This window comes from Hymenobacter sp. BT559 (genome assembly GCF_017571525.1).
In the GTDB taxonomy this organism is placed as follows: Bacteria; Bacteroidota; Bacteroidia; order Cytophagales; family Hymenobacteraceae; genus Hymenobacter; species Hymenobacter ginsengisoli.
The window spans coordinates 151,400-166,609 of record NZ_JAGETY010000009.1 but is presented as its reverse complement, the minus strand read 5'-3'; the positions used below and the strand labels follow the sequence as shown (position 1 = coordinate 166,609).

11 protein-coding genes are annotated in these 15,210 nt (G+C 62.1%); 2 read left to right on the top strand and 9 right to left on the bottom strand.

The genetic code is table 11. The features are described 5' to 3' along the window. Positions 1-14 precede the first annotated feature (14 nt). The gene (locus tag J4D99_RS13840; protein WP_208132316.1) at positions 15-1,934 is read right to left on the bottom strand and encodes a CocE/NonD family hydrolase; all 1,920 of its coding nucleotides are present in this window, start codon (positions 1,932-1,934) and stop codon (positions 15-17) included. A 189-nt stretch (positions 1,935-2,123) separates the two neighbouring features. On the opposite strand from J4D99_RS13840, the gene mgrA reads away from it, so the two are divergent. Next, positions 2,124-3,122: an L-glyceraldehyde 3-phosphate reductase gene (gene mgrA / locus J4D99_RS13835; RefSeq protein ID WP_208132315.1), complete on the top strand. Its 999-nt coding sequence runs from the start codon at positions 2,124-2,126 to the stop codon at positions 3,120-3,122. A gap of 174 nt (positions 3,123-3,296) precedes the next feature. Here mgrA and J4D99_RS13830 read toward each other — a convergent pair whose 3' ends face one another. Continuing rightward, positions 3,297-6,626, bottom strand: coding sequence for an AsmA-like C-terminal region-containing protein (locus J4D99_RS13830; RefSeq protein ID WP_208132314.1), 3,330 nt, complete (start codon positions 6,624-6,626; stop codon positions 3,297-3,299). A 212-nt stretch (positions 6,627-6,838) separates the two neighbouring features. On the opposite strand from J4D99_RS13830, the gene J4D99_RS13825 reads away from it, so the two are divergent. Further along, positions 6,839-7,873 carry a LacI family DNA-binding transcriptional regulator gene (locus J4D99_RS13825; RefSeq protein ID WP_208132313.1) on the top strand — a complete coding sequence of 345 codons (1,035 nt, stop codon included), beginning with the start codon at positions 6,839-6,841 and terminating at the stop codon, positions 7,871-7,873. Positions 7,874-7,937: 64 nt separating this feature from the next. On the opposite strand, the gene J4D99_RS13820 is transcribed toward J4D99_RS13825, so the two are convergent. The 7 genes from J4D99_RS13820 to J4D99_RS13790 all read right to left on the bottom strand — a co-directional run bounded on the left by J4D99_RS13820 (position 7,938) and on the right by J4D99_RS13790 (position 15,144). Beyond that, positions 7,938-9,848 (bottom strand): DUF294 nucleotidyltransferase-like domain-containing protein, encoded by a 1,911-nt coding sequence (locus J4D99_RS13820; protein WP_208132312.1) that lies wholly within the window; start codon positions 9,846-9,848, stop codon positions 7,938-7,940. A gap of 66 nt (positions 9,849-9,914) precedes the next feature. Continuing rightward, complete coding sequence (locus tag J4D99_RS13815) at positions 9,915-10,592, bottom strand: exonuclease domain-containing protein (RefSeq protein ID WP_208132311.1); 678 nt, start codon at positions 10,590-10,592, stop codon at positions 9,915-9,917. Positions 10,593-10,666: 74 nt separating this feature from the next. Further along, a complete protein-coding gene (locus J4D99_RS13810) occupies positions 10,667-11,290 on the bottom strand; it encodes a TetR/AcrR family transcriptional regulator (RefSeq protein WP_208132310.1) in 624 nt (207 codons plus the stop codon). A 123-nt stretch (positions 11,291-11,413) separates the two neighbouring features. Further along, positions 11,414-12,415, bottom strand: a complete 1,002-nt coding sequence (locus tag J4D99_RS13805) for a phosphatase PAP2 family protein (protein ID WP_208132309.1) — start codon at positions 12,413-12,415, stop codon at positions 11,414-11,416. Positions 12,416-12,842: 427 nt separating this feature from the next. Then, positions 12,843-13,553: a pirin family protein gene (locus J4D99_RS13800; protein WP_208132308.1), complete on the bottom strand. Its 711-nt coding sequence runs from the start codon at positions 13,551-13,553 to the stop codon at positions 12,843-12,845. A 38-nt stretch (positions 13,554-13,591) separates the two neighbouring features. Further along, entirely contained in the window at positions 13,592-14,308 is a 717-nt protein-coding gene (locus J4D99_RS13795; RefSeq protein WP_208132307.1) for a pirin family protein, read from the bottom strand. Positions 14,309-14,463: 155 nt separating this feature from the next. After that, a complete protein-coding gene (locus J4D99_RS13790) occupies positions 14,464-15,144 on the bottom strand; it encodes a 4'-phosphopantetheinyl transferase family protein (protein ID WP_208132306.1) in 681 nt (226 codons plus the stop codon). Positions 15,145-15,210: the final 66 nt, after the last annotated feature.

The window sequence follows — 15,210 nt, the reverse complement described above, 5'->3', positions numbered from 1 at the left end:
TGGATAGGGTCGGCCTACTGCCCCAGCACTGGCAGCGTGAGGCTGGAGGCGTGACCAGCCTCGTGGTACACCCGAATGGTAGCCTTCTTAAAGTCGCTGGCCTCGGCGGTGGAGATATTGATGAACTGCTGCGGGTTGCGGTCCACGAGCGGAAACCACGTGCTTTGCACCTGTACCAGCAGGCGATGGCCCTTTTTGAAGGTGTGCAGCACGTCGTTCAACTCGTATTTCACCTCAGTGGGCACATTGGGCTGAAAGGCTTCGGGCTTCTCGAAGCCAGTGCGGTAGCGGCCCCGAAACACATCGGCTCGCACCAGGCGCTGGGTGCCGGGCAGCGTGGTGCTGGGGGTGGCGCCGGGCGCGGGGTCGGCCACGGCATCGTCGGGCAGCACGTCGATGAGCTTCACGATAAAGTCGGCGTCGGTGCCCGAGGTGCTTACCCATAGGTCAACCCCTAGCGGGCCAGCTACGGTAAGGTCCTGGGCTAGGGGCTCAGTTTTAAAGGAAAGCACATCGGGCCGTTGGGCCGCAAAGCGCTGGTCCTGTATCATGTACTCGCTGTTGCGGCTGCTCAGGATGCCCTCGGCATAGGGCACCGGGTGAGCCGGGTCGCTGATGTATTCATCGGCGGGCGCCGTAGTGGGCGCCGTGGTAAGCTGGCCGGCCCCACCCAGATAAAATGGCCGTGGCTGGCTAGCCTTCGGCGGCCAGGCCGGGTAGGTTTTCCACTCATTGGTGCCCGTGTCAAAAACCGTGGCCTCAGCCGCGTTGAAATTGCCTTTGTCTTTTAGGTAATAATTGAAAAACGGCGTTTCCAGCTGCTGGCGGTAGTAGGCAGCGGTGTTCTGCCCAAAATTGAGCGGGCCAAATTTGCTCCAGTCGGGGCGGCTCCAGGCGCCGTGGGTCCAAGGGCCCATCACGAGGCGGTTGGTAGCGCCGGGGTTCTGTTTTTCGATGGCCTGGTAGGTGTGCAGGGCGCCAAATAGGTCCTCGGCATCGTACCAGCCGCCTACCACGAGCACGGCCGGCTTCACGCCCGTGAGGTGCGAGCGGATGTTGCGCGCCTGCCAGTAAGCATCGTAAGTGTCGTGGGCCAGGTACTCGTTCCAGATGCGCGCCCGCTGGTTGAAGTACTTGGGCTGATTGGCGTTTTTAAGGGGCCCCAGGTCCAGAAAAAACTGGTAGGCATCGCTGATTTTCAGCGGAAATAACTCCGCGTATTCGGCCAGTGGCTTGGGCCGGGGCACGTCGAAGTAGTTGGTGAAGTCGAAGTTATCGAGCAGAAAAAACGCGCCGTTGTGCCGGGCATCGTCGCCGATAAACTCATCGGTAACTGGTGCCTGCGGCGATACGGCCTTGAGGGCCGGGTGGGCATACGGCAGGCTTGCGCTGGCATAAAAGCCGGGGTACGAGATGCCCATGATGCCAACGCGGCCATTGTTGCCGGCCACATTCTTGAGCAGCCACTCGATGGTATCGTAGGTGTCGGTGCTTTCGTCGTGGGGCGCGTTTTTGGCTTTGGCAGTCTTGGCCGGGTGGCTAGCCAGGGCAGGCGTCATTTCCTCAAACTGACCCTCGCTGAGGTAGCGGCCGCGCACATCCTGGTACACAAAAATGTATTTTTCCTGGCTCAGCTCGCGGCTAGGGCCGGGGCCGCGGGTGGCGTAGTTGGCGGCCCCGCGCGGGCCGGCCGAGTAGGGCGTGCGCTCCATCAGGAAGGGGTAGGGGCGGGCCGGCGAGGCATCGAGGGGCACGTAAAGGATGGTGGCTAGCCGGGTGCCGTCGCGCATCGGAATGAGCTGCTCGACCTTGCGGTAATTCTGGCGCACAAAGACCGAATCTTGGGCGCGGGTGGCAGCGGTGGTTTGGGCGGCGGCGGGGCCAGCAGCGAGGGCTAGCCCGGCCAGGCCAAGCAGAAATAGAAAGCGGGACATAGAGCCGCAAAGTAGCGGATGGTAGCCCATAGTTGCCGCTGTGCCGTACTCAAATCCGGCTGTCATGGCGAGCTTGCGAAGCCATCGCATCAGAACGATACCCAAACGACTCGTACGGGTGCGATGGCATCGCTTTGGTCGCTATGACAAACGATTGGTAGTTTTCACGCTTCATTCCCCCTATTCCTCATGACCTACCTGGCCAGCCCCACCCGCTACGACACCATGGAATACCGCCGCAGCGGCCGCAGCGGCCTGCAATTGCCCGCCATCTCGGTGGGCTTGTGGCAAAATTTTGGTGAAGTGAATGCCCTAGCCGGCTGCCGCGACATCCTGCGCACGGCCTTCGACGCGGGCGTGACGCACTTTGACCTGGCCAACAACTACGGCCCGCCCCCCGGCGCGGCCGAAGAAACGTTTGGCCGCTTGTATAAGTCTGATTTCAAGCCGTATCGCGACGAGCTCATCATCTCCACCAAAGCCGGCTACGGCATGTGGCCCGGCCCCTACGGCGACGGCGGCTCGCGCAAATACCTGGTGGCTAGCCTCGACCAAAGCCTGCGCCGCATGGGCCTCGACTACGTCGATATCTACTACCACCACCGGCCCGACCCTGCCACGCCCATCGAGGAAAGCATGGCCGCGCTCGACCAGCTCGTGCGGCAGGGTAAGGCCCTGTACGTGGGCCTGAGCAGCTACTCGCCCGAAGAAATGCGCCGGGCCTGCGCCGTGCTGCGCGAGTTGGGCACGCCCTGCCTCATTCATCAGCCCAAGTACTCGCTACTGGTGCGCGATGTCGAAGAGGGCCTGCTCGACACCCTAGCCGAAGAAGGCGTGGGCTGCATCGCGTTCTCGTCGCTAGCCCAAGGCGTGCTCACTGACAAGTACTTGCAGGGTGTGCCGCCCGATTCGCGCGCTGCCCGCAAGCTCGGCAACGGCGCCATCGACGAAAGCCAGCTCAACCCGGCCAATATTGAGAAAGCCCGCAAGCTCAACGAGTTGGCGAAGCAGCGCGGCCAATCGATGGCGCAATTTGCCCTGGCCTGGGTGCTGAAAGACCCACGCATGACCTCCGTCATCATCGGCGCCAGCAAGCCCCAGCAAGTGCTCGACGCCGTAGGCTGCCTGAAAAATTACCAGTTCAGCGCCGATGAGCTGGCCCAGATTGAGGTGATTCTGAAGGGCTAGTGGCCTGCACCGCTACTTAAACTGCCGCCAAATGAGCGCCCTGCTCACTTGGCGGCAGTTTGTCGAAGCATCTCTACCGGGCCGCTAGGGGCACTATCCTAACGATTCGAGCGAGATGCCTCGATAAGCGGACGCCAGCTGAGCAGGATGTGCTATCTATGGGTAGCCAACTCGCTACTCTGTGCTGCTAGGGGCGGTAGCTACCTTAGGCTGCGGAGCCGCCAGCGGCGAGCCCGGCAGCAGGCGCAGGGTGGTATCGAGACGCTGGGTGATAACCAGCTGCCGAAACTGCCGGCGCAGCGTGGCCTGGGCCTCGCGCTGCTCCTGCTTCTGAAAAACCTTGAGGTGGTATTTGGTGTGGGGCGCGTCGCGGCTCAGGTTGACGTAGCTGAGCTTGGCATCGCGGCGCGTGGTGGCCTCGCCGGCCTGGATGCGGGCAATGCGCTTGTTGTTGCTGCCCAGCAGCGCGTGCAGCGGGTTCATGCCGATGTAGAGGTCGGCGCGGCCGTCGAGGTCGTAGCGGCCATTTACTTGCAGCTCGGTGAGGTTGCTGTTGAGGCGCAGGCTAGGGATGAGCAGCTCGCCCCGGCTCAAGGCAAACTCGCTGCTTACGGGCTCAAAATACAAGTGGCTGGTGCGCTTTTTAAAGAACTTAAACGCGTCTTCGAGCGCCTCCACGTTTACCAGCTCCAGGTTGTGCAGGTCGGCCTTGAGGTAAGCATTCGTGTTGTCGATGTTCGGAATAAACTTCTCGTCGAGGTCGGTGCGCAGGGCCGCCGCGCAGCGCAGCGTACCCCGAATGTTGTCGGTACTCAGCACATTGAGGTGCATGGCCGTGGCCGTGCCAAAGAGCTCGGGCAGTTGAATATCCTCCAGCAGCGCCTGCACCTGCAAGGGGTGATGCTGGCGGCCCGCGTTGGTAATGAGTCGCCCGCGTAGCGTCATACGCCCCCCTAGCGCATTCACCGTACAATCGTCCAGAATGGCTTCGCCGGCCTGTAAGTGTGTCACGAGCTGGAAGTTAGTGCCCTGCACGGCCGAATAGCGCACGTGGTCGGCCTCCACGCGCAGCAGCGCCGTGAAGCGCCCGCTGCTCATAAGCGAGCCTGGTGCTGCGCCGGCCCCTAGCCGCCGGGCGCGCCGGGCCGCCCGCAGGGCGCGGCGCGCGGCCAGCGCCGCCGAATCGGAGCGGGGTGGGGCCACGCTGGCCAGCATCCGCAGCAGCTGCGGCACGTCGAGCGTGGGGTAGCGCAGGTAGAGGTTGGCGTCGGCGTGGGCGAGGCGCATTCCCTCAACCCGCGCCGTGGCCGAGCCGCTGCCGATGCCACCCTGCGGCGCCACAAAGTACACGTACGGCAGATTCAGCACCGGGCCCTGCTTGTCGAAGCGCAGGCGCAGGTCGCGCACCCGTTCGCCATTAGGCAGCAGCAGTGAGTTGATTTCGTAGCTCAGCTTGCCGTTGGCGGCCAGCAGCAGCTCCCTGATGGCGGGGCTGCCCGGCGAGGTGCGCGAGCGCCGGGGCGGCCGCGAAAGCCGCTCCAGCAAGGATTTATAATTGAGAGTATCAAAATGAAAGTCAATATCATAGGCGACCGGCACTACTCGATTAGCCGAGTCGGTGGGCCACTGCGCCTCGCCGCGCACCTCGCCATCCCAGAGCTTGCCCCTGATGCCAGTGAGTTGTACGCGCTCGCCGTCGTGGCGAATGCGCACGGCCATGTCGCGCAGGGTGTCGGTAGCCAGGGCTAGCCGGCCGCAGCGCAGGGCCACGTCGAGGTGCATGCCCTCCGGAATAAGGTGGCTGCCCAGCGTGGTGGCAATGCGGCGCCGGTCGGCCAGGCTGCGAGTGGGGCGGCGCTGGCGGGCTAGCAGGGGACCCGATGCGCCGGGCTTCAGCAGCTGCCGCAGTCGGCCCAGGTCCAGCTCATCGACGGCAAAGGTGCCTTTGATATCGGTGGTAGGGTGCTGGCCGGTGAAATAGTCGAGCAGGTAAGTAGTAGTAGCCGAGGCTTTGAAGTTCATGCCTGCCAGCACCCCCGAGGCGTTGGAAAGCTGCCAGAGGCTGTCCTTCAAGCCAATGCGCACGTTGAGACTGTGCAAGTCGCCCTGGTGGCCGGCCAGCTCAAAGGCAGCGTTGCGCAGCGTGGCCGTGCCGCGCACGGCCATATCATGCCGAAACAGCCCTAGCTGGCGCTGGCGCTGGCCCACGGCGGGCAGCAGGCCGTGCAGCTGCACATCGAGGTCGGCAATGCCGCTGCGGGCATACCAGTGCTCGGGCGAGAGCAGCGCCATGAGGGCTGGCAGCTCGGTGCGGCCATGCAGGCGGCCCTGCACGTAGGGCCGCTGAAAGTTGCGCAGCAAAAAGGCCATGTCGAGCTGCCCGGCCGGCGAATACACGCGGCACTGGCTCAGGCTCAAGGACATCGTTTGCGGAGCGTGGGCGGGGCCGTTGTCGTAGGTGCCCTGCAAGTCCCAGCGGTCGATGCGCCGCGCCGAGTCGGGCCACTGAATGCGGGCATTGCGCATGCCGAAGTGCAGCACAATACGCGGGCGCACCTGCGGTCCGCTCAGCCCCGACATCAAGTACTCAATCTGGGCTTTGCTAGGGCTGGTGGCCCCGTGTAAGATGGGCCGCAGCGTGGGCGGCAGCGTGGCGTGCAACACGGCCAGCAGCGGCTGGCTGCCCGCAAAGCGCAGGTTGAGCACGGTGCCGCGCGGCGGCCCGTCGCCGACTGCCATATCGGCCGTGTGGGTGCCGCTGATGCGGATGGTATCGCCGTTGAGCGTGGCGTGGCTATTAAAAAACTCGCCCTGGCGCTGCGCAAACCGGTAGCGGTAGTTGAGCCGGGCCTGCACCGGCTCGTTCACCAGCAGGTCGCCGGTGCGGTTGCTGAGCCGGTCGAGGCGGCCCGAGAAGCGGCCGTGCACCGCCAGCACCCCCTGGTGCAGACTGGCCGCCAGCCGCGCCTGAAACACCCGCCCGCGCAAAGCGCTGTGAATAAAATCGTTGCGGGTAAAAATCCCGAAATTATAAATAATAATGGAGTCGAGCGCCAGGTCGATTTTGGGCGGCGGGCCGGTGGCGGTGCGCTTCTTGCCGCGCAGGCCCCAGGTGCGCCCTAGCGAATCGACGCGCTGCCCAATAGCCACGTCGCGCAGCGTGAGGCGCGTTACTTGCACGCGGCGGTGCAGCAGCTCGCGCAGGTTGAAGCGCACATCGGCGCGGCCCAGGCGCAGCACGGGTAGTGTGCGGTGGTGCGAGCTGTCGCGCAGGGTGAGGTGGCTGAGCGTGGCGCTAGGGTAGGGAAAGTCGCGCCACACCGATAGGTTGACATCAAACGAGTCGAGTACCAGCTCCGAGTTGCGCGTCAATTTGTCGCGCACCAGTCGTTTCACATAAGGCTCGGCGTAGCGGGTCGTCAGCAGCCAGCCGCCCAGCCCCAGGGCCAGCAGTAGCAGCAGAAACCCAACTCCCAGCACGCGCCAGATAGGAAACGACTTCATATGGCAAGCTACACTAGCCGAGCTAATACAGCCGGCAACATTCGCCGCCGGCCGGGCGTTCGGCAACATACGTAAGCCGAACAGTTTCGACCAGCTACCCTCCGGCGGGGCTGGCTAGGGGCCAGTTTGTGCAGTTGGCCGGGCGATAGCAGCGCTCGGCCCATCTTTGTAGCTTTGAGTGCCCGTTTAGTTTTCGCTCTTTCCGCTGCTGTATGAATCGTCGCGCCTCCATCACCGACCTCGCCAAGGCCCTGGGCTTGTCTGCTTCGACCATTTCGCGCGCCCTGGCCGACCACCACGACGTGAGCGAGGCCACCAAAGCCCGCGTGCGCCAGCTGGCCAAGGAGTTGCACTACCAGCCCAACCCGCTGGCCGCTGGCCTGCGCCGGGGCCGCAGCAATACCCTGGGAGTAATAGTACCGCACATCACGGGCTATTTTTTTCCGGAAGTCATTCACGGCATTGCCAGCGAGGCCAGCGAGGCGGGCTTCAACGTGATGATATGCCAATCGAACGAAGACGCGCAGCAGGAACGCCAGATTATCGAGCTGCTGATGGGCGCGCAGGTGGCCGGCATCCTGCTTTCGCTCTCCGATACAACTACTGATTTTGAGCATTTTGAAGCAGTGCGCCAGCAGGGCGTGCCGCTCGTGTTCTTCGACCGCGTGGTGCAGGGCTTTAAGGGGACGAACGTGACGTCGGTGACGCTCAACGACTACCTTGGCGCCTACCAGGTGGTGGAGCACCTTATTGCGCAGGGCTGCCGCCGCATTGCGCACTTCACCGGCCCGCTGCACGTCAACATCCACAAAAACCGGCACCAGGGCTACCTCGACGCTCTGGCCGCCCACGGCCTCACGCCCGACCCGCGCCTCACCGCCTTCTGCGAGCTGAGCCAGCAGGGCGGGGCCGCCGCCATGCGCGGCCTCATGCGCCTATCGGCCACGCGCCGGCCCGATGGCGTGTTCAGCTCCAATGACTTAGCCGCCGTGGGCGGCATGCAGGTAGCCAAAAAGCTCGGCTTCCGGGTGCCCGAAGACGTGGCCATCGCAGGCTTCAGCAACGAGGTCTTTACGCAGCTCACCGAGCCGGCTCTCACTACGGTGGACCAGCGCTGCGAGCAAATGGGTCGCACGGCTGTGCAGCAATTGCAAAAAATGCTGCCCAGCCCCGGCCACACGCCGGCCACGCCGCGTGGCATCGTGCTCAAGCCCAAGCTGGTAGTGCGCGACTCGTCGCAGCGCTAGGCAATTACCAGTCGGCTGTCCTTGCTTCGCAGGCTCGCAAAGACAAATAATTCTACGCAATAGGCTAGCTCAGCATCTTGGCAAAATTTACCTTGATTTTTAGCTGGAAATCGGCAATGACTTTGAAAATCTCTTTCAGGGTCACGCGCTCTACCTTGGTTAGCTTCTTGGGGTCGAGGTAGTTATCGGGTGGAAGCTTGTCTTGCATCATCTGGGCGGCCTGCTTCTTGAGGCGCATGCCCATGAGGTAGTAATACGACTGCAAGAGCTCCTGGTATTCCTTCTCGGTAAAGACCCCTAGCTGGCGCAGGGCCACGAGGCGTTGGCCGGTATTGGTGGCAAACACGCGGTTTTTGAGGGCAAACACCCGCACCGCGTCCACGATAGGCGACATGATTTTCTTGAGGTTGACCACCTGCTGGTCGCCCACCGCGAAGGTGCGGATGTTGTTGAAAAACGTGAGCGGCGGCTCGTACTGCAAGGCATTGGTGGCCATGTAGTGCAAAAAGCGGTCGAGCGGCTTTTGCAGCTCGGTATCCAGAAAATCGCGCAGCTCGTCGAGGATGGCCGCCTCGCCATAGAGAAAGCGGATGTCGAAAAACGCCGCGAAGCGCATCACGTTCTCGGGGTTCGACTCGTGCAGCCACTCGGTGTAGTTGCGTTTCCAATGCGAGAGCGAGTGCGTCCACTTCGGGTTTTTGGCCATGAAGCCACCCTCGCAAAAGCTGAAGCCAATCTCGTTAAGCCGGTCCGACACCTCGGTCGAAAAGCCCAGGAAATAGTCGCGCACTTCCTCGCGGTGCTCGTTGGCCTTGTCTTCGTAAATGATGGCGTTGTCCTGGTCGGTGAGCAGCGTTTGCTCCTGCCGGCCCTCCGACCCTAGCACGATAAACACGAATTTGGCCGGCGGGGGGCCTAGCTCACGTATCACATCCTCAATGACTTTGAGGGCGATAGTATCGGCGACGGTCGTGATTACCTGATTCACGATTTCGGGCTTTACACCCCGGTCGAGCAGCTGAAACACGATGTCGGGCACCTTCTGCCAGTTGCGCCGCAGCTCGCGCAGCGACACCGCCTGCTTTACGCCCTGAATGAACAGAAACGGCGACTGCGCCTGCTCGGCCAGCAGCTTATTGCGCGAGATAAAGCCCCGGTAGCCGCTGCTAGGGCTCTCCACCAGCAGGTAGCGCGTCTTGGTCCGGAACATTAACAGCAACGCCTCATACACAAATGCCTCGCTGCTTACGGCGCGGGTGGGCGAGTCGAGGTAGGTACTGATGGGCAGGCGCGCATCGCCGAGGCTGGCTACTACCTTGTCGCGCAAGGTGATATCAGTCACGTAGCCTATTATCTGCTGGCCATCGTCGCCGAGCACAAAGTAGCAGCTGCTGCGGGACTTGGCCATGAGGCGCGCTACCTCGTGGGTGGGCGTGCTGCCGGGGCAAGCCAGCACCTCGCGCAGCTCTACGGCGGCCATGCGGCGCGAGTACAGCTCGTCGGCGGCGATAAAATTCTGGGGAGCCTGCGGGCCGGGGTGTACCAGTTGGGCGTATTCCTCATCGAGCATGAGGTGGCCGTAGCGCGTAGTAAAATGCTGGAAAAAAGCATCGTACCCCAGGCACAGGCTGCGAAAGTCGTTGCGGTGCAAGAAGTACACCCGCGTGCCGGCTCGGGCCTGCACCGTGCGCAGCGAGCGCTTCTTATTGAGCAGCACCGACACGCCGCCGTAGCAGGTACTAGGCCCGTAAAACTCGGGCAGGCGCCGCGCCTGCTGGCTATCGAAGAAAAATGTGTCGTAGCCGCCCTCAATAATCAAATCGACGCCGCGCAGCTTGGTCTCACCCTGGTGGTAGATAACGGCCTCGCGTGCGTGCGTCACCTCTTGCAGCAGCGCCGCTACCTCTTCGAGCACCTCGGGCGGCAGCAGGTTAAAGGGCTCGACGGTGCGGAGAAAGGCAAGGCGGTTATCCATAAGAATGCTTGGTAACAAACGGCAAAGAAAGCCTTCGCCAGGACAACCGGTAGTTATAAGTCAAAATTAAATCATGCCCAGCCAGTACTTCCAGAATGGGCGGCGGGTGGCGGCCAGGGCGGCGTGGGTGGGCGGCGGCTTGAGCTGGGGCTGGCTAGCCAGGGTTTCGGCGTCGATGTCGCCGGTGCGGCGCAGCTCAAAAAAGCACTGCGCGGTGGCCTCGGCATCGGCCAGGGCGTCGTGCTGCTTCTGCATAGGCCGCCCAAACTGCCGCTGGTACAAGTCGGCCAGGCGCAGGTACTGCTGGCGCATGGGCTGCCAGAAGCGCTCAGTGAGGCGCATGGTGCAGAAGGTGGGCAGCCCCAGCAGCGCATTGGAGAGGCCCGAGCGGTGGAAGCTCACGCCAACCATGTGGTAATCAAGCTCAATGAAGTGGCCCACTACCAGGGGCCTATAGCGCAGCAGGTCGTCGTGCAGGCGCTGCATCACGGGCAGGCGGGCCTCGCCGTGCTCGTGCAGGTAGGCTAGCGTGAGGCCGTGCACCTGCATGGAGGCCGGCGTGAGGTCGTAGTCGCTAGGCCGGATATAGTGGTTTTCGGTCTTCACCAGCTCGCCGGCGGCCGTGTAGATAAGCCACGCCACCTGCGCCACGTGCGGCCAGGCGCCCGGCTCGGCGTAGGGGCGGCGCCAGTCGGCGGGCAGGCCCGAGGTTTCGGTATCAACGAAAAGCAGGTACTCGGGCACGGCGTGGGCGGGAAGAAGCGGGTAAAAGTAAGCATTTTTAGCCCACCGAAGTTTCCCTGAGCGCAGCTTCGGCGTCAGCTGCTAGGCTGGCTGGGGGCGGGCAGCAGCGGCGCGGCGGCCAGCGTGTGGCACAGCATCCGGATGGCCGGCTCAACGAGGGCCAGGCTGTCCGAAAAAACCAGCTCTTCGCCCAAGCCCCGCAGCCCCGCCAGGATAAGCACCGTGAGCGCCTCCACGCTGTGCGGGCAGGCGCAGGCGGCCAGGCTGCCCTCGGCCCCGGCAAAAATCTGGCGCAGCAGGTCGGCCTGCTGCTGCCGGTAGCACTGCCGGATGTGGTGCACCAGGTCGAGGCTGCGCAGGGCCTCGCCGGCTACCAGGGCATTGAGCGCCGCTTTTTGGCGCTGCTTCTGCAGGCGCGTCATGCAGAAGGTGTACAGTTTTTCCTCCACCGTAGGGGCTAGCGCCACGGCTTGCTCCACCTCAGCCAGCACTTCCCGGATTTCGCGGTCGAGCATGGCCTCAAAAATCTCTTCTTTGCTTTTATAGTAGTAATACAGCGAGCTTTTGCCGCGGCCCAGCGCCCGGGCAATGTCGTCCATGGTCACCTTGTGCAGGCCGTGCTGCTGAAACAGCTGCTGCGCCGCGCACAATATGCGCTCGCGAATCTGTTCTTCTTTGCTAAGCGCGGGCGTTGGCATGTTGAAACAAGGAGGGAGAAGCGACCAAAGATACCAGCTACCCCTAGCGGGGCCAACCGGCCATACGCCCTAACTTATGGGAATACTTGCGAAGCCGCTCATTACTGCTTGCTGCTGAGCTGGCTAGGGCAGCCAGCTCACGGCCACGCCAGTAAAAGGGCCGGTGGTAAACGGCGATAGTCGCGCCTGCCGCCACCACGCCCGCTGCGGCGCTAGGCCCACGGGCCTGCTGGCGGTGCCCACCCGGGTGCGGCCGTGGTACACCGCTATTTTGGCCATTGCATAGCCCAGGGCAATGCCCAGCGGATAGTCGCTGGCCCAGTGCACGCCGTTGTTGAGCATGGCGTAGCCGAGCACGCCCATCAGCGAGTAGCCCACCGGGCGGATGAACCGGTACTCGGGGTAGTTTTCGGCAATGACCGTGACCGTGGCCATCGCCGTAGACAAGTGGCCCGTAGGAAAGGCGTCGTAGTTGGGCACAAAGTGCTGATAGGTATTATAAGCGGGCAGCAAATCCCAGTTGCCACGATTGTGCGTGGCCAGGTAGGGGCTCTGGCGGCCGGTCAGGTGCTTCAGGGTTTGCACCACCAGGCCGGTGCTCAGGATGGCCTCGCCAAGCTGGCTCGACACCTGCAGGGCGCGGTTGTCGCGGTGCGTGCCCCCATACAGCCAAAAGCTGCTCGCAATGGCCAGGTGCGTCCAGCCATCGCCCAGGTAGTAGAAGCAGCTGTTGAGGTTGTCGGGCACGTTGAATTGCAGCGGCAGATTTACGGCCGCCACGTGAAGCGGAACATCTACCAGCGACTTCTGGCTGTCGGTAGCCTTCAGGCCCACGTAGCGGCCAAACTGCTGCGCCCCGTCAATAATGCGCTGGTCGGCCACCCAGAGGGCGGCCGTGCTAGCCACCACCCCCACCAGCGCTGGCACATGGCGGCGCTGAAACGCGTAGCCCGGCAGCTGGCCCACATCGCGCGGAATGTGGTAAAGCCATTGAAAGGGCCGCGGCTTTTCATAATGGTACGTCACACCCGGCGCCACCTCATAGTCGCTGATGCGCGCCGGCACCTCGGCTAGCCTGGCCGTATCGGCCGCCCCACCCTGGGCATGGCCTAGCAGCGGCAGCACGGCGCAGCTTACTAAAAGAGCGCGTTTTATACACTGTAAAGAAGAGCTCATAGTAGATTTTGACTTGTGTAATTATCTGGACGATAAATGGTTGCCTTCGCAAACGCTTCGCTTGATTTTCGCGGCAGGCGTTAAAAACTGCCTTCTATGTAGAATGTTTGACTAAAATTGGCAAATGGTCGAAAAACAGACGTAGGCCGGCCGGTTTTTGGGTGTGCACTACATTCCTACTGCGATAAGTAGGCGTATAAGGCCGCCATTTATTTTAACGCTGTCCTAATTTTTTAGCTGCCGGGGCTAGCCCCCCGGCCAAGTTCAACCAGGCCCTAACTAGTGCGCCCGAGCCCGACTGCCTGCGCAGCCCAAGCCCGGGCGCTTACCCGCCCCGCGCCCTGTAGCCGGCGCGAGCGAGTGAAGTAGTTATAAATTAGTGATTTATCGGTGCCTCAATCAGCAGAAAACGCGTGCCTGGCGTGCTTGCAATGCTGATGCGGTCAGTGTCCCAGATGCCCAGGCTCTCGCGCTCGGCCACGGACTGGCCGTCTACCGTCACGGCCCCGCTCATAACAAACAAGAACAGCAGCTTGTTGAGCGGCTTAAACTGATACTCAACCGTCTGCGCCTCGGTGTAGTACCCTAGCGAGAGCTTGGCGTTCTGGTTTATCCAGCAGTGCGCCTGGCCTTCCTCGTTGCTAACGATGGTCGTGAGCTGGTTTTCGCGCTTGGCTTCCGGAAAGCTGCGGCGCTGGTAGCGCGGGCCGATATTCTGGAGCTTGGGCTCAATCCAGATTTGCAGAAAATTGACGGTATCCTCGCCCACGTTGTGCTCCTCGTGGCGCAGGCCGCTGCCCGCGCTCATTATCTGCACCCAGTCCTGGTGCACTACCTCAGTGTACCCTAGTGTGTCTTTGTGGTTCATGCTGCCAGCCAGCATCACCGAAATGATTTCCATGTTGGCGTGGCCATGAATGCCAAAGCCGCCGCCCGGCTGCACAAAGTCGTCGTTGAATACGCGCAGCAGCCCGAAACCGCTACGCTCGGGGTCGGCATAGGGGCCGAAGCTGAGCGAAAAATTGCTTTGCAGCCAGCCAATGTCTTTGAGGCCGCGCTCGGTGGCGCGGGTGAGGCGGGTTTTCATGGGTGTCTAGGTTGTTTGGAGATAACCAGTAGGGTAGCTTAAAACTGCATCGGAACTTCCATCAGCAGCAGCTCGGCGGCGCTATCGGCTTTGATGTCAAGCTTATCAACTTCCCAGAGGCCGAAGCCGTCGCGGCGATGCAGCGCCTGGCCATTGATGGTCACATCACCTTCCAGCACGAAGGCATACACACCGTTGCCAGCCTTTTTGAGCTGATACTCCGTGCTAAAGCCCTGGTCGAACTTACCAAGGTGAAACCAGGCATCCTGGTTTATCCATACGTCGCCTTCGGCCGCGTTGGGCGACACCACTTGCAGCAGGCGGTTGTGGCGCTCGGCCGGCGGAAAACTTTGCTGCGCGTAACGTGGGGCCGCCCCGCGCTTGTTGGGAAACACCCAGATTTGCAAGAACTTAACGGCCTCGGTAGCGCTGTGGTTTTTTTCACTGTGCGCTACCCCCGTGCCGGCGCTCATCACCTGCACGTCGTTTTGCCGAATCACCGCCTTATTGCCCAGCGAGTCCTGGTGCTCCAGGTCGCCCGAGAGCGGAATGCTGATAATCTCCATGTTATCGTGCGGGTGGCGGCCAAAGCCCATGCCGCCCGCCACGGTATCATCATTAAGAACGCGCAACGCGCCAAAGTGCATCCGGCTAGGGTCCTGGTAGTTAGCGAAGCTGAACGTGTGGTAAGAGTTGAGCCAGCCGTGGTTGGCGTGGCCCCGGCTGCCGGCCGGGTGCAAAACAGATTGTGCCATGAAGGATAGTGTTTGAAGGATTCAGTAGGTAGACAATTGATGTAGGTACATTGTTCCGCTGAAAACACTAAAAAATATCCGTGGTCTGTTGCCAACCACTCGTTTCCTTGTCATACTGCTGCAAGTCAGCAGGTTACTTTCTCTGCTGAGATGTCTTATAAATCAATGGGGTACCGGAAGTGCTGTGGAGTGAGGGGGCTGCCCTCCGCCAGCAAGGCCACGGCGCCCTGGTGACCCACGCCCACCGCAAAGCTGGTGAGCTGGGCGCCGGCCGGCGCTGTGAGCAAGGGCTGGCCGCCCGGCCCCGGCGCCAGCACCGAAAACCCGGCAAAGGGCACTGCCAGGCCCATGCCGAGCGCTTTAGCATAGGCCTCTTTGCGCGTCCAGATAGTGTAAAAAAACGGCCAGTAGGCGGCCGGTGGGGCCACTTGCAGCCCTAGCTGCTCGGTTTCGGAAAAGAGCTCCTTTATCAGCGCCTCTGTATCGGGCAGCAGCCGCAGTTGCTCTACATCGGCTCCCACCGGGCCGGCATTCGAGATGGCCAGCAAAGCCCGCTCACCGCGGTACGACAGGTTGACGTGCAGGTCGGAGCCTAGCAGATAAGGCTTGCCTTTGTACGTCAAGGCAAAAGCTAAGGCATTGGGCGGCAGCTCGGTATAAAGCGATAGTACGGCCCGCATAAAGGCGTGGGCCCGGCCGTATGCCTGGCGCTGAGCCGGGACGTGCAGCCGGGCCTGTCGGGCCATTTCGGCCGGACCCAGGCTGGCTTCGGCGGGCTCCCAGCTAGGGGAGGGGCTAGCTAAGTCGGCCTGCCAGATATGCAAAAAAGACCCCATATAGTCTGCAAGGCGAATAGAAATCCCAGGCGCCTTCTGTCAAAAAGTTGCTGCCTATAGGGGCTA

Excerpts from the sequence above, each read along its gene's own strand:
- mgrA (WP_208132315.1), top strand. The coding sequence starts at position 2,124 with ATGACCTACCTGGCCAGCCCCACCCGCTACGACACCATGGAATACCGC.
- J4D99_RS13840 (WP_208132316.1), bottom strand. The coding sequence starts at position 1,934 with ATGTCCCGCTTTCTATTTCTGCTTGGCCTGGCCGGGCTAGCCCTCGCT.
- J4D99_RS13800 (WP_208132308.1), bottom strand. The coding sequence starts at position 13,553 with ATGAAAACCCGCCTCACCCGCGCCACCGAGCGCGGCCTCAAAGACATT.
- J4D99_RS13825 (WP_208132313.1), top strand. The coding sequence starts at position 6,839 with ATGAATCGTCGCGCCTCCATCACCGACCTCGCCAAGGCCCTGGGCTTG.
- J4D99_RS13790 (WP_208132306.1), bottom strand. The coding sequence starts at position 15,144 with ATGGGGTCTTTTTTGCATATCTGGCAGGCCGACTTAGCTAGCCCCTCC.
- J4D99_RS13820 (WP_208132312.1), bottom strand. The coding sequence starts at position 9,848 with ATGGATAACCGCCTTGCCTTTCTCCGCACCGTCGAGCCCTTTAACCTG.
- J4D99_RS13795 (WP_208132307.1), bottom strand. The coding sequence starts at position 14,308 with ATGGCACAATCTGTTTTGCACCCGGCCGGCAGCCGGGGCCACGCCAAC.
- J4D99_RS13810 (WP_208132310.1), bottom strand. The coding sequence starts at position 11,290 with ATGCCAACGCCCGCGCTTAGCAAAGAAGAACAGATTCGCGAGCGCATA.
- J4D99_RS13830 (WP_208132314.1), bottom strand. The coding sequence starts at position 6,626 with ATGAAGTCGTTTCCTATCTGGCGCGTGCTGGGAGTTGGGTTTCTGCTG.